Origin of the sequence: Plantibacter flavus (assembly GCF_002024505.1) — a bacterium.
Lineage (GTDB): Bacteria > Actinomycetota > Actinomycetes > Actinomycetales > Microbacteriaceae > Plantibacter > Plantibacter flavus_A.
Genome location: NZ_CP019402.1, coordinates 3628406 through 3651338, shown reverse-complemented (window position 1 = coordinate 3651338; position 22933 = coordinate 3628406). Strand labels below are relative to the sequence as shown.

Genomic DNA, 22933 nt, shown 5'->3' with positions numbered 1-22933 from the left:
GCGGACCCGCTGGCGTGAGGGTTCTCGCGAGCTGCCCCTGCGCCGCACCGTCATGAGATGCGTGATCAGCGGCAGAGCAGCTCCTCTCACAGGTAACGCGTGTGGCTTATGTCACCAGTGCATTGACGTCACTTCGCGCTGCGCCTAGCGTCGATGAGATGCTCGGCATCGGCCGATCCGCAGTGAGGGGAAGAGTCTGGTGAGTAAGCCCTGGTACATCTTCACGGCGGCCGTGGCTTGCGCCATTCTGCTGACGTGGTTGGTCCAGACCGTTCTCTGGCAGGAGGTCCCGCCGCCGATCGCCAGCACGGTCTATGCGGTGATCGTCATTTCGGCCGGCCTGGGGTCCAAGATGCTGCGGGAGCACCTCCTAGCGAAGGGTCGGGTCGACGGGTCGGATAGTCTCGAGCGGGACCTATCCGTCACCGCCCGGGCCGGGAGCTTCAACGATCTCCTGCTCGTCTGCCTCGGGCTCGGAGGAATCTTCCTGCTCAGCGGCAACACGGCGGCCGGGCTCGGCTGCATCGGCCTGGTCATCATCGCGATCGTCAGCGTCGAGATACGGGCGGCGCTGCTCAGACGTCGTCAGCCCGCGACCCGCTGAGACCAGGGCCCGCAACCACCTCCACCTTGAACCCGGCCTCGTTCTCCAACCAGCCCGCGTAGTGCTGCTCGCCACCGGCGTGCGGGTAGCGATCCTGATACAGCGGCCGCCAGCCGTGTTCGGGGCCCGCCGCCATGATCGCGTCGACGGCCTCCCGCGTGCCGCCGCGGAACGCGAGATGGTTCACGCCCGGACGGCGCCGATCGTGCGACTCCGCGCTGAGGTTCGGCGACGCCGTCAGCGTGACGTAGGTGTCGCCGGCCTCCCAGGACTCGCCGCCCGGCCACTCGCTCTCCGCGACGAACCCGACACGGGACAGCAGCCAGGCCCAGCTCGCGCGCTCCGCCTCGACGTCCGCGAGCCACACCTCGACGTGATGCAGCCCGGGACCGACCGGCGCCGATGGACGCTCCCGCTGCAGCGCATCAGCTCCGTCCTGCAATCGCTCCAACGTCCCCGCCACCGCGACCCGAGCCAGCGCGTGCGGTCGCGCGAGCACGTCGATGTTGCGGGCGATCCGCACGTCCTTGAGCGGCACCAGCACCAGCCGCGGGTCGGCCCGCGGCGCCGTGTACCTCGGGAACAGCGCCAGCAGCTGCCCGCCCACGATGAGCGACGCCGCCAGGTGGTAGTCGTTCACCCGATGCGCGCGGTGGAACCGCACGCCCGCCGTCGCCTCGACCACCCCGAGCGCGACGTCCGGCGCGAAGCCCGCGTGGGCGGCGATCCACGACTCGTCCGCGAGCTCGACAGCAGACACCGACGGCCGACCGGCCAGCGGATGATCCACCGACATCGCCACGTCGAACGGCTCGCTCAACAGCGTCGTCACCGACAGTTGCTCCGACGGCCACGGCTCGTCGTGGTCCATCCGGTGCGCGACGACGAGGTCGTACTGGTCGACGAGCTCGGCGAACTCGGGTTGCGCGACATCGTGCTCGCCGAACACCAGTGCCGGTCCGCCATCGGTGTCCTCCAGCAACCCGGGCAGCAACGCCTGTCCGGCACTCTGGAACGCCGCCACCCGCACCCGCGCGCCCGCGTCGTCACCGTACTCACGCACCGTCTCGGCCGCGCGGTCGATCAGCGTGTGCACCGTCCCCGCCATCTCGGCCAGCGCCATCCCGGCCTCGGTCAGGCGGATCTCGCGCCCCACCCGATACGTCAGCGCGACGCCAAGCTCACGATGCAGCGCGGCCAGCTGCTGTGAGATCGCCGGCGCAGTCACATGCAAGTGCCGTGCGACGGCCGCGATCGTGCCGCGCTCGGCCAGTTCGCGCATGATCCGCATCTGAGAGAGATTCATCAGCTCAAGCTAACTGGTCACGTGGAAACCCTCAATATTCATGACGGATCGATCTGACTACGTTGGTCACCAGGACAGCGCAAAGACGCCCGTCCGCGTCAGCCGATACCACCGGCCGCCGCCGCTCCCGCAGGAAGGAACGCCGTTGCTCGCCCTCTGGAAACGACCCGACACCGCCGGTTTCGAACTCGTCGAGCGCGCGATGCCGGCCATGGGCTCCGACGACGTCCTCATCCGCGTCCACCGCACCGGCATCTGCGGCACCGACCTCCACATCGAGTCGTGGGACCCGTGGGCGGCCGGCGCTGTCGACGCCCCGCTCGTCCCCGGCCACGAGTTCTCCGGCGAAGTCGTCGAGGTCGGCAGCCGCGTCGAGGGGATCCCGGTCGGCGCAGCGGTCTCCGGCGAGGGGCACCTCGTCTGCGGAACGTGCCGCAACTGCCGCTCCGGCCGCCGCCACCTCTGCCGTCACACCCGCGGCCTCGGCGTCAACCTCGACGGCGCCTTCGCCGAGTACGTCGTCCTGCCGGCCACCAACGTCTGGGTTCACGGCGACCAGGTCACCCCCGACCTCGGTGCCCTCTTCGACCCCCTCGGCAACGCCGTCCACACGGCCCTCAGCTTCCCGATCCTCGGTGAGGACGTCCTCATCACCGGCTGCGGCCCCATCGGTCTCATGGCCATCGCCGTCTGCCGGGTCGCCGGGGCGCGCAACATCGTCGCGACCGACGTCGTCGCCGACCGCCTCGAGAAGGCGCTCGCCGTGGGCGCCGACCGCGTGGTCGACGTCTCGAAGGAGCGGGTCGCCGACGCCCAGGCCGAGCTCGGCATGCTCGAGGGCTTCGACATCGGCCTCGAGATGTCCGGACAGGCCGCCGCCGCGAGCGAGCTCATCGAGAACCTCAACACCGGCGGCAAGGTCGCGCTCCTCGGTCTCCCCTCGACCAACATCGAGATCGATTGGACCAAGGTCATCACCCGCATGATCACCATCAAGGGCATCTACGGCCGCGAGATGTTCGACACCTGGCACCACGCGAGCGCCATGGTCGACCACAGCCCAGAGCTCCGAAAAGCCCTCGAATCACTTGTCACCGCCCGCTTCCCGCTCGCCTCCTGGCAGGACGCCTTCGACACCGCGCGCGGGGGAGCGGCCGGCAAGGTGCTCATCGACTGGACCGACACCCGCGACGTCGTCATCACCGGCGTCGTCGACGAACAGGCACCGGTCACCGCCAACGCCGCGACCGCCGCCTGAGCGACCGCCACACGCAGCTCAACCGCCCACTCGACCCCGAGGAGACGACATGTACGGCATCATCAAGAACCAACTGCGCGCCCAGCTCGACGCCATCGAGGCCGACGACCTCACGAAGCGGGAGTTCGCGATCACGTCCCGCCAGGGCAGCCATGTGACGATCGACGGCCGCGAGGTGCGGAACTTCTGCGCCAACAACTACCTCGGCCTCGCCAACGAGCCGTCGATCGTCGATGCGGCGAAGCTGGCGCTCGACGAGTGGGGCTACGGGCTCGCGAGCGTCCGCTTCATCTGCGGCACCCAGCAGATCCACCGCGACCTCGAGCAGGAGTTGAGCGCCTTCCTCGGCACGGAGGACACCATCCTGTTCTCCTCCTGCTTCGACGCGAACGGAGCGGTCTTCGGGGCGCTGTTCGGTGAACACGACGCGATCATCTCCGATGCGCTCAACCACGCGTCGCTCATCGACGGCATCCGTCTGAGCAAGGCCCGACGCTTGCGCTATCGCAACCGCAACATGGCCGACCTCGAGCAGCAGCTCATGAACGCCGCCGACGCGCGTCGCACCGTCATCGTCACCGACGGCGTGTTCTCGATGGACGGCTTCTACGCGCCCTTGGACGAGATCTGCGACCTCGCCGACCGCTACGGCGCGCTGGTCCTCGTCGACGACTCGCACGCCGTCGGCTTCGTCGGCCCGGGTGGTCGCGGAACGCCTGAACTGTTCGGCGTACAGGACCGGGTCGACATCCTCACCGGCACCTTGGGCAAGGCGCTCGGTGGTGCGTCGGGCGGGTATGTGAGCGCGAAGCAGGAGATCGTCGACGTGCTGCGGCAGTCGGGCCGGCCGTACCTGTTCTCGAACAGCCTGGCGCCGTCGCTGGTCGCCGGGGCACGTCGAGCCGTGGAGCTCGCGGCGGAGGGTGACGAGCTGCGCGAGGGACTGTTCCGCAAGGCGGACCTGTTCCGTGCCCGCATGACCGGGGAGGGCTTCCGGCTGCTGGAAGGCTCGCACCCGATCATCCCGGTGATGTTCGACGACGAGCAGCAGGCGGTCCAGGTCGCGGCACGGATGCTGGAGCAGGGCATCTACGTGATCCCGTTCAGCTTCCCGGTGGTGCCCCGCGGCGAGGCCCGCATCCGCGTGCAGATCAGTGCCGCGCACAGCGAGCAGGACATCGAGGACTGCGTCGCCGCGTTCGTTGCGGCGCGGGGGTAGGTGCGACGGCTACTCGGCGGGGTGATCGGCGTCGCTGAGGGCGGGCGACGTTCGACCTCAAGCGTGACTTCGCCATCGACCCGCTGAGGGGGCTCCCGTCAACCGCGTCGCATGCTGCGCGCAGCGAACCCGTCGAGCGCTGCCAGCACGGGAGGCGCAGTCCAGAGACGGTTCCGCTGTCGCGACGAGCCGACCGTGAGGATGCCACGGTCGACGAGGGTGTCGAGGGTGTTGAAGACCGTGCGATCTGAGGCGTCGAGATGTTCGCGCACGAGCCGACTGTTCATCACCGGATGTTCCATTGCCAGTGCCGTGATGCGATGCGCGGCCGAATCGGCGCGGACGTCGCGCAAGGCCTCCTGCCATGCCGTCCGGATGGTCTCGATCTCCTCCACCAGCGTCCGGCCGTTGGCGATCGCGAGGAACGCACCATCGGCGAACACGCGGACGATCGGCTCGACGTCGCCCTGCCGATAGTTGGTGAGTGCAGCGAAGTAGTCGTCACGCTGCTGCAGGAAGCCGGCTGAGATGGGCACAGTGACCCCGCTGGTCAGCCCGACTCGCCGGAGAGCGGCCTGCACCAGCGCTCGACCGGTGCGCCCATTGCCGTCGGGGAACGGGTGGATGGTCTCGAATTGCGCGTGAGCGACGGCGATCGCAGCGAGCGGGAGGGGTGCCGGTCGGAGGGAGTAGGCGATGAAGTCGTCCATCGCTGCCGGTACACGCTCGTGGTGCGGCGGGACGAAATCGGCCTCGTGCGGGCTGTAGTTGCCGCCCCCGATCCAGACCTGTTCGTCGCGATACCGGCCGGTGATCTCCGGTGCCGATGTGCCGAGAAGCTGCTCCTGCATGGCGACGATCGTCGTGTTGGAGAGCTCTTCCGATGCCGCGAGTGCCGCCTCGAGAGCTCGGACATTGGCGACGATGAGCGGCGCGTTCCCGGTGTCGCGCTCATCCAACTCGGCCTCGGCGATCGCCTTCGCGCTGCTCGTCAGGTTCTCGATCTGCGAGCTCGACGCCGATTCGCTCCGCAGCAGGATCGACGAGAAGGGTGCGGTGATGTGACCGACCTCGCTGTCGAAACGGATGATCCGTTCCTGCGCTTCGCCCAGCAGCTCCACGAGATCGTCCGACAGACGGATGTCGAGATCGGCGATCGGTGGCGGGACCGCGGCGTCGTATGGCTGTGCGAGGAGTAGTCGCTGGCGCTTCGGCAACGCGTCGGGGGCGATGCGCGACTGCCAGGGCCGCTGCTCATACGCGACGGCTGTCGTCATCATCCCCTCCTGAACCGGCCCAAGTTACAGTTACGAGGGCTCTTAGTGAAGTTTAGGTGCTTATCCTTCACTAAGGAACCTGTTAGGCGCAACTTCAAGGCCGCTCGGACCGGAGTTGACCCTCCCGTAGGGGGAGGCGTGATGCTTGAAGCATGTTGCACATCGGAGAGTTCGCAGGCATGACCGGGTTGAGCGTGAAGGCGCTCCGCCACTACGACGAGAAGGGCGTGCTGGTTCCAGCCGAGGTCGATCCCGACTCCGGCTACCGCCGCTACGGCGAGGAGCAGGTGCGTTCCGGCGTGATCGTGAAGGCACTCCGCGACGCCGGCGTCCCGCTCGCCGCCGTAGGCGTGACCGTCGCCGGCGCGGATCCGTCGACCGCGATCGACGTGCACCACCGCCTCGTCCTGGAGCAGCGGGAGCAGGAGGACCACGCCTTCGCACAGGCCCGCGCGGTCGTCGCGTCACTCGCGGCACCGGTCGAGATCGTCGAACGCTCCCTCCCTCCCCAGCCCTACGTCGGCCGGGTGCTCACCGTGCCGCGCGGCGACGAGGACTCGGTGACCGATGACGACGCGAACGAGCAGTTCTCGCAGCTCTACGTCGCCGTGCAGGAGGCCGGCGTCGGGCCGACGGGGCCGTTCTGGACCGCGCTCAGACCGGGTGAGCAGGGGGCTGTCGAGATCGTCTGCTGCTGGCCGACCTCGTCGCAGCTCGAACCGACGTGGGGTGGTGACGAGACCACGGTCGACGTGCTGCCCGAGCGGGCCGAACTCGCTGCGGTCTGGCGACCCGAACCGGGCGTCGAGCTTCCGGAGGGATCGACGCACCCCGCGGTGGTCGCCCTGTTCGATGCGATCGCGGAGCGGGGGATCACGATGCCGACCACCGAGCTCCGGCAGCGGGTGCTGGGCCAGACTGCCGACGAGTACACGGTCGAGGTGTCGATCACCCTGCCGTGAGGTCGCGGTCCCAACGCGCTTCCCGGGGGCGTGTCAGGCCGGGTCGTTAGGGTGGACTCGTGGCCAACAGCAAAGATTTCGACGCCCGTTACGAGCTCCGTGAGTTCCCGTTCGCGAACGGGGCCGACGGCGAACCGACGCCCGAGAGCCTTGCGGCCCTCGACGCCATCGGGTTCGGCTTCCACGAGCCCACCCCGAAGCCGGAGGCGCGCAAGCGCAAGGTGAACGACCTCATCGCCGACGAAGCGGTGCTGCTCGGCGCCTACGTCCGCAAGCCGCAGCCCGGTTCGGTCGACGAGACCTGGCCCGCCGGCACCTTCTCCTGGTTCCCGAAGACGCTCAGCTGGGGCGACGGCACCAGCATCAACACGCAGGCGATCTCCGACGTCACGGTCCGCCCGACCGAACGTCGGCGCGGCATCCTGCGCCGCATGATGACGCAGGCTCTGGAGCGCGGCGTCGCCGACGGCTATGCGATCGCGGCCCTCACCGCCAGCGAGGGCACGATCTACCGTCGCTTCGGGTTCGGCTCCGCGATCCGTGAGCGCAACGTCGTCGTGAAGCGCGCGAAGGCGCTGCCGTTCCTCGCGCCGACGAGCGGCATCGTGTCCGTCGTCACGCCCGAGTACCTGGTCGACGGCGTCGCGCGTCAAGTGTTCGACCGCTTCGACGAGCGCTCGATCGGGTCCATGGTCCGCAACACCGGATCCTGGCCGTTGGTCCTCGGCACGCTGGGTCGCGACGGCGAACCGGCGAAGGACACCCGCGCCGCCGTGCACCGCCCGGCCGACGGCGAGGAGGTAGACGGCTACGTCACGTGGCGCATGGTCGAGCAGCCCGGCGGACAGACCGGCATCGAGATCATCGACCTCGTCTACGCGACCGACGCGGCCTACCTGTCGCTCTGGGAGTTCCTGCTCTCCATCGACCTCAACGACGTCGTGAAGTACAACCGCGCCAGGCTCGACGACCCGATCGTCTCGGCCCTCGGCGACAACCGCGCGTACGACATCGAGCACGAAGAGGACCACGTGTGGCTGCGCGTCCTCGATCTTCCGGCCGTCCTCGCCTCGCGTCCGTTCGCGGTCGACGGCACGTTGACGATCGCCGTCACCGACGCGCTCGGCTACGCGGCGGGCACCTTCCGCCTCGAGGTGACCGGTGGCCGCGGTACGGCTACGAAGCTGAGCGACGAGACCGACGCTGCCGGCGCCGACCTCGCGCTCGACGTGGCCGACCTCGGTTCGCTCCTGCTCGGAGCGGTCTCGCCGGTGTCACTCGCCGCAGCCGGTGTGCTGCAGGCGGCCGATCCCGCAGCGCCGCTCCTGCTGCGGTCGATGCTCCAGACGCCGCGCGCGCCGCACGGGATCACCTTCTTCTAAGGGCGGTCCCGAGCAGCGACCGGCGGACATCGTGCCGTCGCGGATCAGTCGCGCTGCTCGATCAGGCTGAGCTGCGTGCCGTCGGGATCGATCAGGAATCCGGCCCGGAGTCCCCAGTCCTGCATCCGGACCGGGTGGAGTCGCGGCGCGCCGACGGTCGCCTCGACGACTCCCGATCGCTGGACCGCGTCGTAGAGTTCGTCGACGTCAGCCACACGCAGGCAGCACATGAAGCTGCTCGACGCGGGGTCGAGGTCGGGTGCCGGGAAGAACTCGAGCTGCAGACCACCGCGGACGAGGATCAGCCAGCCGTCGTCTCGGAACGCGCGCTCGAAGCCGAACGCCGAGTAGAACGTCTCCGTCGCGTCGAAGTTGCGAGACGGCAGGTTCGGTGTCGCGCGGTCGTGTCGTGTCGAGGTCATGGAGTCGATGATCGCAGCGTGTCGGCCGGCTGGAAAGGTCAGGCCGCCGTGGTCGGTGTCGCGAGTCGTTCGCGGAGAAAGGCGACCACGCGCTTGCGTGCTTCGAACGCCGGGTGGCCGTCGTGCTCGCGGACCTCGCCGGTGAGGACCGAGTGCGCGGTCTTCGAGAAGCCGGCTGCGTTGCCGGGGGAGGAGTCGAGTTCGATGACCTCGAACGCGTCGCCGAGTTTGGCTGCGATGGTGGCGAAGCGCTCCCGTGGGACGGCTCGATCCTCGCTGAAGCGGAGGCCGAGTGCGCAGACCGAGCCCTGAGCCGCACGGGCTGCGACGGCGTCGAACTCGGCGGCGGACATCCCGGGGTCGATGCGGCGGGCACGGCTGACGGGGAACGGCGTGGACGGCTGGCTCATGACCGAAGCGAGGACGTGCTCGTCGACGGCGGCTGCGAGCGCGAATCCGCCGGTGAAGCACATGCCGATGACGCCGACGCCAGGACCAGGCGTGCGGGCCGCAAGGTCGGCGGCCAGTGCCCGGACGTGGTCGGCGACGGGTCGGTGGGCACCGGTCGCGAACGCCTTGAACTCGGCGGAGACGCAGACCTTGCTGACGCTGGCGAGGGTGTAGCCGACGGTCCCTTCGTGGCCGGGGGTACCGAACGGCGAGGGGATCGCGACGGTGAAGCCCTCCGCGACGAGATGCTCTGCGAGCCCGAGGACCTCGGGTGTGAGTCCGGGCAGCTCGGGGATGAGGACGACACCCGGCCCGGACCCCTTCTCGAAGCGGTCGTGCGTGACGCCGCCGCCGGTGAACGGGGTCCGCACCCAGCCGGTGAGGTCTGCGCGTGGAGCGGTGTCGGTGGTCGCGTCGTCGGTCATGGGGTGAGCGTAGTCCTGGTCGCTGCGTCAGATCTGCTGGATCGTGGCACGTCCAGCCTGGGAAGCCACCTGTCGTTCACCTCCCGGTCACCCCCGCTCCTCCACCCGGCCACCCCGCGCCGATGGGATGGGACACGATCCCCGTCCCTTCGTGCCCTGGAGACCCATGCCCCGCCTCAACCGCGTGTTGACGATGACCGCCGCGTGCGCCATCGGTGCGACCGCCCTCATCGCGACGCCCGCCGCCGCCATCGCCGCCCCAGAGCCGGGGCTCCAGATCAACGAAATCGAGTCCTCCGACGGCGTCCCCGGTGACTGGATCGAGTTCACCAACACCGCCTCGACCGCGGTCACGCTCGACGGCTGGGTCGTGAAGGACAACAAGGACGACAAGCCCTACGCCTTCCCGGCCGGCACGGTCGTCGAGCCCGGTGCGTTCCTCGTCATCGACGACACGCAGTTCGGCTTCGGTCTCGGCAAGGACGACTCGGTCCGGCTGTTCGACCCGACCGCCGCGATCGTTGACGAATACTCGTGGACCGCACACGCGCCGGTCACCTACGGCGTCACCGCCGACCGCGCCGGCTGGGCCGAGACCACCGAGGCGACGAAGGGCGCCGCGAACGTCTTCACCACACCCGAGGTCCCGGAGACCGACGGTGCGATCCGCATCAATGAGATCGACTCCCAGCCGTCCGACTGGGTCGAGTTCTTCAACCCCGGCACCACTGCCCTCGACATCTCGCGTTACGAGATCCGCGACAACTCCGACGATCACCGCTGGCAGTTCCTGCCCGGCACGTCGATCGCCCCCGGCGAGTTCCTCGTGGTCGACGAGGCGACGATCGGCCTGGTCGGCGGCACCGAGACGCAGGGCGCGTTCCGTGACCCCATCGGCATCGGCAGCGCCGACGAGATCCGCCTGTTCGACGCGACCGGCACCCTCATCGACCGCTCGGGAACGTGGAGTGGCCACGCGGCCATCGACGGTGACTTCATCGCCGCGACGCTCGCCCGCTGCCCCGACGGTGAAGGCGACTTCACGCTCGCGCGCATCACCAAGGGTGCCGCGAACGACTGCGTCCTCCCGAACGTCGCGATCAACGAGGTCGAGTCGAACGAGGACACGACCGACTGGGTCGAGATCGTCAACCTCGAGGCGACCGCGCTGGACATCTCCGGCTGGACGCTCATGGACAACGACCCGGTGGGCCACGCCGCCGACACGACCCCGCTGCCCGCGGGCACGATCCTCGAGCCCGGCGCGTACTTCGTCTTCGACCAGAACGTGAACTTCGCGTTCGGGCTCGGCAACGGCGACACCACCACCGTGCGGAACGCCGCTGGCGCGACGGTCGCCGAGTACAGCTACGCGGCTCACGCGGACGGCGTCTTCGCGCGCTGCCCGGACGGCACCGGCGAGTTCGTCGACACCGCCGTCTCCACCAAGGGCCTGCGCAACGCCTGCGGCAACCCGGTGCGCATCAACGAGGTCGAGTCCGACGGCGGATCGCCCGACGACTGGATCGAGCTCGTCAACCCGACGACCGCGGCGCTCGACGTCTCCGGCATCGTCGTGAAGGACGACGACGACACCCACGCCTACGCCATCCCCACCGGCACGAGCATCGCGGCCGGCGGCTACCTCGTCATCGAGCGCGCAGCCCTCGGCTTCGGGCTCGGCGGTGGCGACACGGTCCGCCTGTTCGAGGGCGACGCACTGCTCGACTCGACCACCTGGGGCGAGGGCCACCCGGCGAACACCTGGGGACGCTGCCCCGACGCGACCGGCGCCTTCGCTGCGACGGCCGAGGCCACCAAGGGCACGGCCAACGTCTGCGCCGGTGAGATCCCGGTCGGTCCGTGGCCCGGTTCGCCCGACGTGACGGTGCTCGACACCACGCCGATGTTCCTCGAGGACAGCTCAGGACTCGACACCCAGGTCACCGCCGACGGCGCGTTCCTCTGGGCTGTCGACAACGGCACCGGCTCGTTCTGGAAGCTCGCGATCGCCGCCGACGGTTCGGTCTCGTTCGTCGACGGTTGGGAGAACGGCAAGCGCGCCCGCTTCCAGAAGGACGCGTCGAACCCCGCCGCTGCCGGCCCCGACACCGAGGGCATCACCGTCGACGGCGCAGGTTCCGTCTATGTCGGTGTCGAGCGCGACAACAGCGTGAAGGGCACGACGCTCAACGCCGTGCTCAAGGTCGACCCGAACTCGCCAGGCCCCGACGTCGTCGCCTCCCAGGAGTGGGACCTCACGGCCCTGCTGCCGACGGTCGGTGCGAACCTCGGTGTCGAGGCCGTCGAGTGGGTGGCTGACGGCGACCTCGCCGGCAAGCTCTTCGACGACAACACGAAGGCGACGTACGACCCGGCGAACTACGCGGGCCACGGCGACGGGCTGTTCTTCGTCGGCGTCGAGGACACCGGCGACGTGTACGCGTTCGCACTGAACGCCGACGGCTCGGCCACGCTGATCTCGACGATCGACCCGGGACTCCCGGCGGTCATGGCGCTCGACTACGACACGACGCTCGGCGTGCTGTGGGCCGTGTGCGACGACGGCTGCGCGGGCACCGGTGCGCAGATCACGCTGAACGGGACCGAGCAGCCCGGCATCGCTCAGGTCGAGCGTCCGGCGGGACTGCCCAACCTCAACAACGAGGGCTTCGCGACCGCGCCGGCCTCCCTGTCGGTCGACGGTGAGCGTCCCGTGTACTGGTTCGCCGACGGTTACGCTTCCGAGGCCCTGCGTCTCGGGTCGCTGCCCGGAACGACCACGCCGCCCGTGACGCCCCCGACCGGTGGGGTCACGCCACTGCCCGGGACGAGCCTCACCGAGGCCAACCGCGGTGCGATCACGCTGGCGGACACGGTGCGGCGGGGCGAGACCGTGACGGTCGGCCTCGAGGACCGCTTCGCCGCGACGGCCGTCGAGGTGTGGCTGTACTCGACGCCGGCGCGGATCGCCGCCGGTACGACGAACGCCGCCGGTGACCTGCTGGCGACGATCCCGGCCGACGCGACGCTGGGCGACCACCGGGTCGCGGTCTACGCGGCGGACGGCTCGCTCATCGGTTGGACCGAGGTGCGGATCGTCGCGGCCGACGGGACGACCGTCGACGGTGCGGCGTCGGGTGGGGCGCTCGCGACGACCGGGACGGAGCTGCCGTTCGGCACGATCGGCGCTGGGGTCCTGCTGGTCCTCCTCGGTGGTGTCCTCGTCGCGATGCGAGCGCGTCGCCGGGCGGCCTGACCAACTGAACGTCCGCCGGCCCCGGGAGCACACAGCTCCCGGGGCCGTTCGCGTCACCCGTCGGGCCTGGTGCCAGCGCGGTGCGCTGGGGCCGAGCGCGGGTCTGGCGCGTGGGCGCGGGTCTCCGGAGGGGTGCGCTCGCGCGGGTGGGGTGCGCTCAAGCCGGGAGATGCACACTCGCGCCGAGGGGCACACTCACGCCGGCGTACCGCGCTGGCGAGTTCGGTACCGGTGTCAGCGCGGTGCGCTGGGGCCGAGCGCGGGTCTGGCGCGTGAGCGCGGGTCTCCGGAGGGGCGCGCTCGCGGGTGTGGGGCGCGCTCGGGCCGGGTCGGGTGCATTCGCGTCAGCGCACCGCGCTGGCAGAGGGCAGAGGACGCAGGTCGGACCCGGGTGCGATGCTGGGGGGATGGACGAGCACGGGAGGGCCGAGGGTGGTGTGACCGTCGGTCGGGCGGCGGCCGAGATCGGCGTCAGCGTGCGGACGCTGCACCACTGGGACGAGATCGGCGTCGCGCAGCCGTCCGGAAGGAACCGGAGCGGCTACCGCTCGTACCTGCCCGTCGACATCGCCCGCCTCCGACGCGTCGTGCTCCTCCGCGACCTCGGTGTCCCGCTCGCTCCCATCCCCACCCTCCTCAGCGCTCCGGCCGCCGAACGACGGGCGGAGCTCACACGGCGTCGGCGCGAACTCGGCGACACCATCAACCGACTCGAAGCCGTCGCCCGGTCCGTCGACCGCCTGCTCGAAGCCGACGAGGTCGGCGTGCTCGTCCCCGAGGATGAGCGCCAGGCGGTGTTCGGCGACGACTGGAACCCCACGATGACTGAGACCGCCCGCGCCCGCTGGGGCGACTCCGCACAGTGGGCCGAGTACGCCGAGCGGTCCGCGACCCGCACGTCGGACGACTGGCGCGCACTGGTCGGACCCATGCGCGACCTGGTCGACGAACTCGCCGAGGCCAAGCGCGCCGGTGTCGTCGCTGGGAGCGAGACGGCGAACACCCTCGCCGAACGGCATCGCGTCGCCCTCGGCGAGTACTTCCACTGCACGCCGTCCATGCACGTGATCATCGGTCGTCTCGCGCTCACCGAGCCTGGCATGGCCGACACCTACGACCGGATCGAGACCGGCCTCGCCGCGTGGCTCTCACGGGTCATCGATGCGAACGCACACAGCCACGGCGTGGACCCCGAGAACGCCGTCTGGGAGTGAGGGCGATCCGCCTCAGCCCAGCTCGCGGAGTGCCACCTCGATGATAGTCGCGCTCGGAACGTGCAGCGCCTCCGCGGCGGTCGTCCCCGTCGCCGACAGGTAGGCGTCGACGAGACGGTTGCCCGCTGCATACCCGGCACCCATCGGTAGACCGACCGGCTCACCCCCGTATCGCAGCGCGGCTTCGTCACCGTGCACCCACGAGACGAAGTGCTGCATCCCTCCGACGTCCAGACCCTCGACGACCCGGTCGAACACCGCGTCGTCGTCGAGGTGCGCGACACCGATCGGCGTGTAGCCGGACGGCCCGTGCAGCTGCCGGGCGAACGTGTCCGCGAGCCCCTCCGACACCACTTGCTCTCCGACCACGACGGTCGCCGGATCCCACACCACCCCACCCGGCGCGTACCGCAGGTTGTGGTTGAGCTCGTGGACGGCGGCCGCCTCGAGGCGGGCGAGGTTCTCTTCGGTCGGCCAGAGGATGAGGGAGATGAACCCGGTCGCGCTGCCGTTACCGATGAACCCGCGGATCGACTCCATGAAGTAGGTGTCGTCCGGGTCGCCGAGGACGAGCAGGACGGTGATGTCGGGGACCACGAGGGTCGGCACCGCCGCGAGCTGGGTGGCGACCGCCGCGTCGAGCGCCCGTGAGGTCCGTCCCCAGGCGTCCGCCGCGACGAGCCGGTCGAGGGCGTCGACGACCCGATCCCGGCTCCGATCGATCGGGAATCCCGAGCCCATCGTGTGCATGGCGAGCAGGTCGACCTCGCCCGGGAAGTACCGGTACATGTCGGCGACGGGCTCGAGCATGGCGCGGAGTCGCGCGGGTTGATCGGCTTCCGGTGCGTCGAGAACGGAACGCATGCCGGTGGCGGTGTCGAGGATCGTGATCGTCATGGTGACGACGCTAAAGCCTCACGCCGCGTGAGGGTCAAGCTTCCAAGTAGCCCGTCCTCGCGCCAGCGCGGTGCGCTGACGCGAGTGTGGCGTGCCCGGCGTGGCCGCTGCGCAACCGGCGTGCCCGCGCCCCGCGCGCGTGAGCGCGCCCCTCCGGAGACCCGCGCTCGCGCGTCAGGCCCGCGGTCGCGTCAGCGCACCGCGCTGGCCTAAGGCGACGGCGGGTGGAGGAGCGGGCTGCCGGGAGCGCAACACCTCGAGCGCCTGGGGCGAGAGCGGTGACCCGGCGCGCTTCGCGGCGTACAGCGCGGCGCCGATCGCCGGACCGAAGAGCGGGGTCCGGAGTTCGTACCGTGAGGGCAGCGCCGCGATGGCCTGCTCGAAACCCGACCGCACCGGCTCGGCCGAGAACACCCCGCCCGAGTACGACACCGGAACGACCTCGTCGCCGCTGAAACCGAGCTCCACGCGCGTCGCCTCGACGATCTCCGCCAGCTCACCGCTCGCGTCGGCCAGGATGCGCTCGGCGACCTCGTCACCCTGGTCCGCGGCCGCGACGACCGTCTTCGCGAGGTCCGCGATGCGGCCCCGCTGACCCTTCCACCGGTTCATGACGACGTCGATCACGTCGAGGTCGCTCGTGATCCCGACCCGCGCCCGCACCAGCTCGGCGAGCGGACCGCGTGGCAGGCGGCCGTCGCTCATCCGCGTAAAGGCGTTCAAGCCGCGGGCGGCGATCCAGTACGCCGACCCCTCGTCACCGAACAGCTCGCTCCAGCCGCCGACCCGGTGCCCCGGCCACGGCGCTCGCCGTACGTCATCGAGCCCGTGCCGCTGATGACGTTGATGCCGTCGACGGCGCCGAGCGATCCGGCCCAGCCGCACACCATGTCGTTGTCGCAGGAGAACCGGTCGTGACCGAGCACGTCGCGCGGCAGCGCATCGAGATGGGCGATGTCGGAATTCACCTCGCCGTACCCGGGAAGGCCGAAGAAGGCCTGATCGATGTCGGCGGTCGTGACATCCGCCTGCCGGCACACCTCCGAGACACCCTCGGTGAGGATGCGACCGACCAGCTCGATCCCCTCGTCGAAGTAGTAGCAGCTGGCCGTCCTCGCTTCCGCGAGCACCCGTCCGGCGTCGTCGAGCAGCACGAAGGCCGTCTTCGACCCGCCACCGTCGACGCCGAGGTACCGCGCCACGACTACTGCTCCTGCAGCCGAGCGGCGACACTCCGAGCGTCGTCGACGCCGTCGAACTCGTGGATCCGGACCCCTTGCACGACGCGGTTCACCGTGCCGCTCGGGAACGGGTTGTCCGGGGTCGCACCGAGCTGCAGCGAGTAGGACAGGCCGAGCAGCTGCGCGACGAGCACGTAGCCGATCGCGAGCTGCGCGTCGTCGAGGCCGGCGAGCTCGGGCAGCACCCAGTCGTACACCGTCGCGTCGGCGACGGGCTCGGAGGAGATCGCGATCACGCGCTCCGGCGAGAGCGTCTGGCGCAGTTCGGCGACGATGTCGAGGTCGTAGCGCCGCGTGTACGGATCGGACGACAGGTAGACGACGACGAGTGTGCTGTCGTCGACGACCGCCTTCGGTCCGTGACGGAACCCGAGCGCCGAGTCGTAGTAGGTGACGATCCGTCCGGCGGTCAGCTCGAGCAGCTTGAGCGCCGACTCCCGGGCCAGACCGGTGAGCGGGCCGCTGCCGATGTAGACGACGCGTTCGCAGCCCTCGTTGGCGAGCGCGCGGATGTCCACCTCGCGGTGGTCGAGGATCGTCGTCGCGCCGGCCGCGAGCGCCTGCACCGCGGCGTCGTCCGCGCCGCCGAGGATGAGGAGCACCGAGAGCAGCATCGAGCTGAAGCTCGACGTCATCGCGAAGCCCTCGTCGTTGGAGCGCCGGGGCATGAGGACGGTGAGCGACGAGGCGCGGTCGTGGTGGCGTCGGTACAGCTCGCCGGTCTCGTCGCACGTGATCACCAGGTGGTGCACCTCGGCGAGTGACTGGTCGGCGAGTTCCGTCGCGGCCACGCTCTCGGGGCTGTTGCCGGAGCGGGCGAACGACACGAGGAGCAGCGGGACGTCCTCGGCGAACGACTCCTGCGGGTTGGAGACGATGTCGGTGGTCGCGACGGCGTCGATCCGGCGACGGAGCGTCCGGGTCAGGGCGGGTGCCGCGATCTCGCCGATGAAGGCAGAGGTCCCCGCACCGGTCAGGACGATCCGCAGCTCGGGTCGGGCGAGGAGCGGTGCGAGGAACGCGTCGATCTCCTCGCGTCGGGCGGCGATCCCCGTCGACGCCTCGAGCCAGACGTCGGGCTGCTGGGTGATCTCGCGGACGGTGGCTTCCGAACCGACGATGGTGGTGATGGACACGGTTGCTCCTGGGGTGGGTCGAGGTGATGAGGGGAAGTTGCGAGGTATCGGAGTTGGTTCAGCGTGTGACGCGCTCTCGCGGCGATGGAGGCGATCCTGCCACGCCGGGATCGGTGCCTACCCCTTGAGGCCTGAGAAGGTCATGGTCGCCACGAACTGCTTCTGGGCGAAGAGGAAGAACACGATCAGCGGGAGCGTGGCGACGACGTTGCCGGCCATGAGGAGCGCCCAGTCGGTGCGGCGCGCGCCCTGGAAGTTCGTGATGCCGAGCTGCAGCGTGAAGGCCTGGTCGTTGTTGATCGCGATGAGCGGCCAGACGAGGTCGTTCCACGAACCCAGCAGGGTGAAGATCGCGAGCGTCGCCAGCGCGGGCTTCGCGAGCGGCAGGATCACCCGGAAGAACACCTGCAGGCGGGTGCAGCCGTCGATGAGCGCGGCCTCCTCGAGCTCCGCCGGCAGCGACAGGAAGAACTGCCGCATGAGGAAGATGCCGAACGCCGACGCCAGCCACGGCACGATCGCCGCCCCAAGGCTGTCGATGAGCCCGATCCGGGAGAACAGGATGTAGGTCGGGATCATGAGCAGCTGCGTCGGGATCATGATCGTCGCGACGATCATGAGGAAGCCCATCGTCTTGCCGCGGAACTTCAGGCGCGCGAACCCGTAGCCGGCGAGCGAGCAGAGCACGAGGTGGGACAGGACCGCGACCGTCGACACGATGACCGTGTTGCCCAGCCAGAGCAGGATGTTCGACTCGGAGAAGAGCTTCGCGAACCCGTCGAAGGTGATGTGCGAGGGGAGGATGCGGGGCGGATAGGTGTTGATCTCCGACTCCGGCGTCACCGAGGTGATGAACATCTGCACGAACGGGATCGCGAAGATGATCGCGATCGGCGCGAGCACGAGGTGCCAGGGGCTGAAGCGGCGACGGGTGCGTCGTTCAGCGGGCGGGGCGGTCACGGACGGCTTGCCGGTGGCGGCGTCACCGCGTGGTGGGGTGGTCAGGACGGTCATCAGAATGCCTCCACGTTGGAGCGGCGGGAGTACAGGACGACACCGATCGTGGCGATGAGCGTCACCACGAAGAGCCCGTAGGCGACCGCGGAACCGTACCCGAACTGCAACTGCTTGAACGCCGCGTCCCAGAGGTAGAACACGATCGTCTGGGTGGCGCCGAGCGGGCCGCCCCTGGTGGTGGTGTACACGAGGTCGAACAGCTGGATCGCCTGGATGAACTGCCAGATGGCGACGAACACGGTGACCGGCCCGAGCTGCGGGAAGGTGATGCGCCAGAACGACTGCCAGGCGTTCGCGCCGTCGATCCGCGCCGCCTCGAGCAGCTCGGAGGGGATGTCCTGCAGGGCCGCCAGGTAGATGACGGTCGTGAACGCCGCCTGCCCCCAGAGCGACATGATCGTGATGACGACCATCGCCTGCCCCTGGTCCTCGAGCCAGCCCTGCGCCGGGAGTCCGAGGAACCGGAACACGGTGTTGAGGAGCCCGAACTGCGGGTTGAAGAGGTAGGTCGTGAGGATGCCGGTCGCGGCCGCGGAGGCGACGAAGGGGACGAAGATCGCCGTGCGGTAGACGCCGATGAAGCGGATCCGGCGGTTGAGGGCCACGGCGAGGAAGAGTCCGAGTCCGAGCGACGCCGGGACGAACAGGAGCGTGTAGACGACCGTGTGGACGACGGCCGCCTGCAGCTCGTCGTTGCCGATCATGCTGGCGTAGTTCTCCAGTCCGACCTGCTCCGGCTCGCTGAACCCGTCCCACTTCTGGAGTGACAGGAAGAACGCCCAGATCGCGGGGAAGATCGACAGGCCCAGCACGATGAGCATCGCCGGGGCGACGAAGCCCCACCCGGTGAGGTTGTCGCGAAGTCGGTTCTTGCCGCGCCGAGACGGAGCCGGGAGACGTTCGGGTCGCTCCGGCTCCGTCCTGGGGGTCGTGTCGCGTCCTGTGACCGTGGACATCAGTCCTCCGCCAGGGCGTCGTCGGCGGCCTTCGCGGCATCCTCGAGTGCTTGCTTCGGGTCGCCCTGGCCCTGCAGCACCGAGGAGATCGCCTTGCCGATGGCCTCCGACAGGCCGACGTAGCCGGGCACGGTCGGGCGGGCCTGCTTCGCGTTCACGCCGTTCTCGGCCATCACGTCGAGGCCGGGCAGCTGAGCCACCTGCGCCTGGAACTCGGGGGTGTCGATCTCGCTCGACCGCAGCGGGAGGTTGCCGTAGGCGACGTTCCACTTGAGGTCCTGCTCCGAGTCGGTCAGCCACTTCGTGAACTCGTACGCCCAGTACTCGCGGTTCTTGTCCTTGTGGTCGAACAGCGCCCAGACGTCCGGCCCGGAGACGGTCTGGTGGTCGCCGTCGGTGCCGGGGAGGACGGTGACGCCGTACTTGGTGCCCTTCGTCTGCAGGGTCGACAGCTGCCACGGACCGGAGGTGATCATGCCGATGCGGTCGCTGGCGAACAGGTCGCCGAACTTCGTGTCGGTCTGGTCGAGGTAGACGCTCTTGTCGTCGACCGCCATGTCGCGGAGGAAGGTCAGCGCGTCGACGCCCGCGTCCGAGGCGAACTCGGCCGTCTTGGCGTCGCCGGAGATGATCGACCCGCCGTTCTGCCACAGGTGCGGCCAGAACTGCCAGGTCGTCTCCTCGCTGCCCGACACCGAGTACGCGTAGCCGTAGGTGTTCGTCGACGGGTCGGTGAGCTGCTTCGACGCCTCGCGGAAGTCGTCCCAGGTCCAGTCGGCCGTGGGGTAGTCGACGCCGGCCGCGTCGAACACGGTCGTGTTGTACAGGAGCGAGATGTTGTCGACCACGGCGGGGAAGCCGATCGTCTTCTCGCCGGTCGGCTGCACCGTCTTCCGGGCCGCCTCGGAGAACTCGTCCCACTTCACGTCTGGCTCCGCCACCTGGTCGGTGATGTCGAGGGTGCGGCCGGACGCCTCGAGTCGGCTCGCCCAGGAACCGAAGGCGTACGAGACGTCGGGGTAGTTGCCGCCCGCGAAGCTCGCGGAGAGCTTTTGCAGGAGGTCCTCCGTGGACGGCGCGCCCGAGGACACGTCGATGGTCACGTTGGGGTGCAGCTTCTCGAAGTCGTCGACGAGACCGGTGAGGATCTGCTGGGCCGCGTCGGCCTGCCCGGTCCAGAAGGTGAGCTTCACCTTCGCGTCCTTGTCGAGCGTCGTGGCACCGGACGATCCGCCAGCGCATCCGGAGAGCGCGAGCGCTCCGACGGCGAGGACGGCGGTCGCGGTGATGAGGCGACGTGCGCGGCGGGCGTGCGGTGAGGTGGAAGCGTGGATCGTGGAACGGGGTGGGAACATCGGTGGTCGTCTCCTGTGTCGATCGTTCGGGAACGGTGCGGGGCTGCGGGGCTTCGGGTCGGTCAGATGCGGTCGGCGGGGATGATCTCCCGCAGCGGCTCCGGCAGCAGCTCGCCGTGCGCGGCGACGAGGTCGTTGCACAGCTCCCAGATCTGCTCGGGCGTGAGGGTGGACGAGGCGTTCGGGTCCATGAGGACCGCCTGCCGGATGAGGGTCGGGTCGCCGGTGCGAGCGGCCTCGATCGTCAGTTCGGCGACCGAGACGTAGGGGCGGTTGAGCGCGGCGCACTGCACGGGCAGGGCGCCCATGGGCTGCGGGGCGATGCCGTTCCCGTCGACCTGGACGGGGACCTCGACGACGGCGCCCTGTGGCAGGTTGTCGATGAGGCCGCGGTTGACGACGTTGCCGTGGATGAGTCGCGGGGTGTCGGTCACGAGCGAGTGGATGAGCTGCGGGGCGTACTCGCTCGCCTCGTCCTCGAGCGTCAACGGGGTCCCGGCCGCGAGAGCGGCCTTCGTCGCCTCGAACTCCGCGACGTTCTCCTCGCTGATGCCGAGGTACTCGAGCGGCCGCAGGCGGAAGCGCTCGACCTGCTCGGGGGAGCGGAGGAACCACGACAGGTACTCGGACGAGTGCTCGCTCGTCTCGGTGGGGTAGTAACCGATGCGGCGGAACATCTCGACGCGCACGCGGCGGCTGAGCTCCGGGTCCTCACGGATGCGGTCGCGCAGGGCCGGGTAGAGGTCGCGTCCCTCGTGGGTCCACTCGAGCAGCCACGACTGGTGGTTGACGCCGGCGGCGCGGTAGCTCGTGCCCTCGATCGGCACGCCGACGAGCTCGCAGAGGTCGTTGACCGTCCAGAAGACGCTGTGACAGAGGCCGATCGCGCTGATGTCGGGCGCGACGACCGACGCCCACCAGATGTTCATCGCCATCGGGTTGGTGTAGTTCAGCAGGTGGGCGTCGGGGCAGATCTCCCGCATGTCGGCGGTGAGGGCCGAGAGCAGCGGGAAGGTGCGGAGGGCGCGGAAGACGCCGCCGACGCCGGTGGTGTCGCCGATGGTCTGCAGGAGACCGCGCGCTGCCGGGATCTCGAGGTCGGAGACGGTCGCGCGGATGCCGCCGACCTGGACCATGTTGATCACGAAGTCCGCGCCGGCGAGGGCGCGACGACGGTCGGACTCCGCCGTGATCGTCGCTCGGCCGTCGAGGCGTTCGTCGACGTGGCGGGCGGTGCCCTCGGCCACGGCGAGGCGGTCGGGGTCGATGTCGTGCAGGACGATCTCGAGGCCGGCGAGGTCGCGGTAGCGGAGGAGGTCGGCGATGAGTTGGCGGGTGAAGACGACGCTGCCCGCCCCGATGAAAGTCACTCGTGTCATGGAGTGATCATCGACTACAGTGATCGAACCGAGCAAGAACTTGATCGGAAATCGACTCAAATGCTCACTTTCGCTGAGCATCTGGTGCGGGGTGCGGCGGGTGTGGCGGTCGAGCTCTGGAGAGTCGGTCGATGAAGCACCCGAGGACGGAGGCAGTGATGCGAGCACCCACGGCGGCCGAACTGTCTCGACACGCGCCGTCGGGCAAGCGCAGCCAGCGGATGCGCGACATCCTCGCACTGCTCGCCGTCGACGACGTCGTGGTCTCGATCGACGAGCTCACCGAGCGGCTCCAGGTCTCGGCGCCGACGATCCGGCGCGACCTGGCCGACCTCGACGACCTCGGACTCGTCCTCCGCACCCACGGTGGCGCTCGCGCGATCGAGGCACGCGACGAGGTGCCGGTCCGGTTCCGTGACACGCAGTTCCGTGAGGCGAAGCGGCGGATCGCGATGCGGGTGGCGGAGATGATCCCCGCGGGGCCGTACGCCATCGCTCTGAGCGGTGGCACGACGACCGCGGCGGTCGCGAAGGAGCTGTCGAACCGGTCGGAGCTGACGATCGTGACGAACTCGCTCACGACGGCGACCGAGATCGCCTCCCGGCCGAACCTGCAGGTGATCATGACCGGCGGGCTGGTGCGGTCGACGTCGTTCGAGGCGGTGGGGGCGCTCGCCGAGAACACCTTCAGTGCGATCAACGTGGGTACCGCGATCCTCGGGACCGACGGCATCAGTGCGCAGGGTGGTGCGACGACGCACGACGAGCGTGAGGCTCGGACGAACCTGGCGATGGTGCGGCACGCGCAGCGGGTCATCGTGGTCGCCGACGGCTCGAAGGTCGGGCGGGTCACACTCGCGCGCATGGCCGAGTTGGGGCAGATCCACGACCTCGTGACCGACTCCTCCGCCGACCCAGACGAGCTCGAGCGCCTCGCGGCCGCGGACATCGCGGTCCACGTCGTCGCCCTCTGACCGGTCCCTCCCTCCGCTGTGGCTTGTGCCAGCGCGGTGCGCTGACGTGAGCGCGGGTCTGCCGCGTGAGCGCGGGTCTCCGGAGGGGCGCGCTCACGGTTGCGGGGTGCGCCCGCGCCGAGTGGCGCACACTCGCGTCAGCGCACCGCGCCGACCTCAACCCCACAGATGTCGCGGGCGCAGGCAGCATTGTTCTAGTA

Annotated in this window: 18 protein-coding genes and 2 pseudogenes; 8 read left to right on the top strand and 12 right to left on the bottom strand. The window is 69.6% G+C overall.

Annotated elements, in window-relative coordinates; genetic code table 11:
- Nucleotides 1-199 precede the first annotated feature (199 nt).
- Nucleotides 200-604 carry a hypothetical protein gene (locus tag BWO91_RS16780; protein WP_079003371.1) on the top strand — a complete coding sequence of 135 codons (405 nt, stop codon included), beginning with the start codon at nt 200-202 and terminating at the stop codon, nt 602-604.
- Here BWO91_RS16780 and BWO91_RS20290 read toward each other — a convergent pair.
- Both BWO91_RS20290 and BWO91_RS20285 read right to left on the bottom strand, forming a co-directional pair.
- Nucleotides 576-1025, bottom strand: a complete 450-nt coding sequence (locus BWO91_RS20290) for a VOC family protein (protein ID WP_240555832.1) — start codon at nt 1023-1025, stop codon at nt 576-578. The two genes, BWO91_RS16780 and BWO91_RS20290, sit on opposite strands and share 29 nt — an antisense overlap.
- Nucleotides 1026-1049: 24 nt before the next feature.
- Nucleotides 1050-1895 (bottom strand): annotated as a pseudogene (locus BWO91_RS20285) (LysR family transcriptional regulator); the annotation flags it as partial.
- A 160-nt stretch (nt 1896-2055) separates the two neighbouring features.
- Between BWO91_RS20285 and tdh the strand changes: the two are divergent.
- Both tdh and BWO91_RS16765 read left to right on the top strand, forming a co-directional pair.
- Entirely contained in the window at nt 2056-3168 is a 1113-nt protein-coding gene (gene tdh / locus BWO91_RS16770) for an L-threonine 3-dehydrogenase (RefSeq protein WP_079003369.1), read from the top strand.
- A 49-nt stretch (nt 3169-3217) separates the two neighbouring features.
- On the top strand, nt 3218-4387 hold the full coding sequence (locus BWO91_RS16765) for a glycine C-acetyltransferase (protein WP_079003368.1): 1170 nt from the start codon (nt 3218-3220) through the stop codon (nt 4385-4387).
- 98 nt (nt 4388-4485) lie between these two features.
- Here the strand turns inward: BWO91_RS16765 and BWO91_RS16760 are convergent, their stop codons facing one another.
- Complete coding sequence (locus BWO91_RS16760) at nt 4486-5664, bottom strand: Fic family protein (protein ID WP_240555557.1); 1179 nt, start codon at nt 5662-5664, stop codon at nt 4486-4488.
- Nucleotides 5665-5816: 152 nt separating this feature from the next.
- Here BWO91_RS16760 and BWO91_RS16755 point away from each other — a divergent pair, with 152 nt between their 5' ends.
- Both BWO91_RS16755 and BWO91_RS16750 read left to right on the top strand, forming a co-directional pair.
- Nucleotides 5817-6626, top strand: a complete 810-nt coding sequence (locus BWO91_RS16755; RefSeq protein ID WP_079003366.1) for a MerR family DNA-binding transcriptional regulator — start codon at nt 5817-5819, stop codon at nt 6624-6626.
- Nucleotides 6627-6685: 59 nt separating this feature from the next.
- Nucleotides 6686-8008, top strand: coding sequence for a GNAT family N-acetyltransferase (locus tag BWO91_RS16750; RefSeq protein WP_079003365.1), 1323 nt, complete (start codon nt 6686-6688; stop codon nt 8006-8008).
- 44 nt (nt 8009-8052) lie between these two features.
- Here BWO91_RS16750 and BWO91_RS16745 read toward each other — a convergent pair whose 3' ends face one another.
- Nucleotides 8053-8430, bottom strand: coding sequence for a bleomycin resistance protein (locus tag BWO91_RS16745; RefSeq protein ID WP_079003364.1), 378 nt, complete (start codon nt 8428-8430; stop codon nt 8053-8055).
- A 38-nt stretch (nt 8431-8468) separates the two neighbouring features.
- Nucleotides 8469-9305 (bottom strand): dienelactone hydrolase family protein, encoded by an 837-nt coding sequence (locus BWO91_RS16740; protein WP_079003363.1) that lies wholly within the window; start codon nt 9303-9305, stop codon nt 8469-8471.
- Between the two features lie 166 nt (nt 9306-9471).
- Here BWO91_RS16740 and BWO91_RS16735 point away from each other — a divergent pair, with 166 nt between their 5' ends.
- Nucleotides 9472-12564 (top strand): lamin tail domain-containing protein, encoded by a 3093-nt coding sequence (locus BWO91_RS16735; RefSeq protein WP_079003362.1) that lies wholly within the window; start codon nt 9472-9474, stop codon nt 12562-12564.
- A 407-nt stretch (nt 12565-12971) separates the two neighbouring features.
- Nucleotides 12972-13778, top strand: a complete 807-nt coding sequence (locus BWO91_RS16730; protein WP_079003361.1) for a MerR family transcriptional regulator — start codon at nt 12972-12974, stop codon at nt 13776-13778.
- A gap of 12 nt (nt 13779-13790) precedes the next feature.
- Here the strand turns inward: BWO91_RS16730 and BWO91_RS16725 are convergent, their stop codons facing one another.
- From BWO91_RS16725 to BWO91_RS16695, 7 genes and pseudogenes are all read right to left on the bottom strand, one after another.
- Nucleotides 13791-14675 carry a DUF2268 domain-containing protein gene (locus tag BWO91_RS16725; protein ID WP_079003360.1) on the bottom strand — a complete coding sequence of 295 codons (885 nt, stop codon included), beginning with the start codon at nt 14673-14675 and terminating at the stop codon, nt 13791-13793.
- Nucleotides 14676-14849: 174 nt separating this feature from the next.
- A pseudogene (locus BWO91_RS20275) lies at nt 14850-15805 on the bottom strand (N-acetylglucosamine kinase).
- A gap of 74 nt (nt 15806-15879) precedes the next feature.
- Nucleotides 15880-17052 (bottom strand): SIS domain-containing protein, encoded by a 1173-nt coding sequence (locus tag BWO91_RS16715; protein ID WP_079003359.1) that lies wholly within the window; start codon nt 17050-17052, stop codon nt 15880-15882.
- A gap of 117 nt (nt 17053-17169) precedes the next feature.
- A complete protein-coding gene (locus tag BWO91_RS16710; RefSeq protein WP_079003358.1) occupies nt 17170-18066 on the bottom strand; it encodes a carbohydrate ABC transporter permease in 897 nt (298 codons plus the stop codon).
- Nucleotides 18066-19025, bottom strand: coding sequence for a carbohydrate ABC transporter permease (locus BWO91_RS16705; protein ID WP_064296759.1), 960 nt, complete (start codon nt 19023-19025; stop codon nt 18066-18068). The genes BWO91_RS16710 and BWO91_RS16705 overlap by 1 nt, the downstream gene beginning before the upstream one ends.
- The gene (locus tag BWO91_RS16700; protein ID WP_079003357.1) at nt 19025-20380 is read right to left on the bottom strand and encodes an ABC transporter substrate-binding protein; all 1356 of its coding nucleotides are present in this window, start codon (nt 20378-20380) and stop codon (nt 19025-19027) included. The genes BWO91_RS16705 and BWO91_RS16700 overlap by 1 nt, the downstream gene beginning before the upstream one ends.
- 62 nt (nt 20381-20442) lie before the next feature.
- Nucleotides 20443-21759, bottom strand: coding sequence for an alpha-glucosidase/alpha-galactosidase (locus BWO91_RS16695; protein WP_079003356.1), 1317 nt, complete (start codon nt 21757-21759; stop codon nt 20443-20445).
- A gap of 158 nt (nt 21760-21917) precedes the next feature.
- On the opposite strand from BWO91_RS16695, the gene BWO91_RS16690 reads away from it, so the two are divergent.
- Entirely contained in the window at nt 21918-22733 is an 816-nt protein-coding gene (locus BWO91_RS16690) for a DeoR/GlpR family DNA-binding transcription regulator (protein ID WP_079003355.1), read from the top strand.
- The last annotated feature ends 200 nt before the right edge of the window (nt 22734-22933 follow it).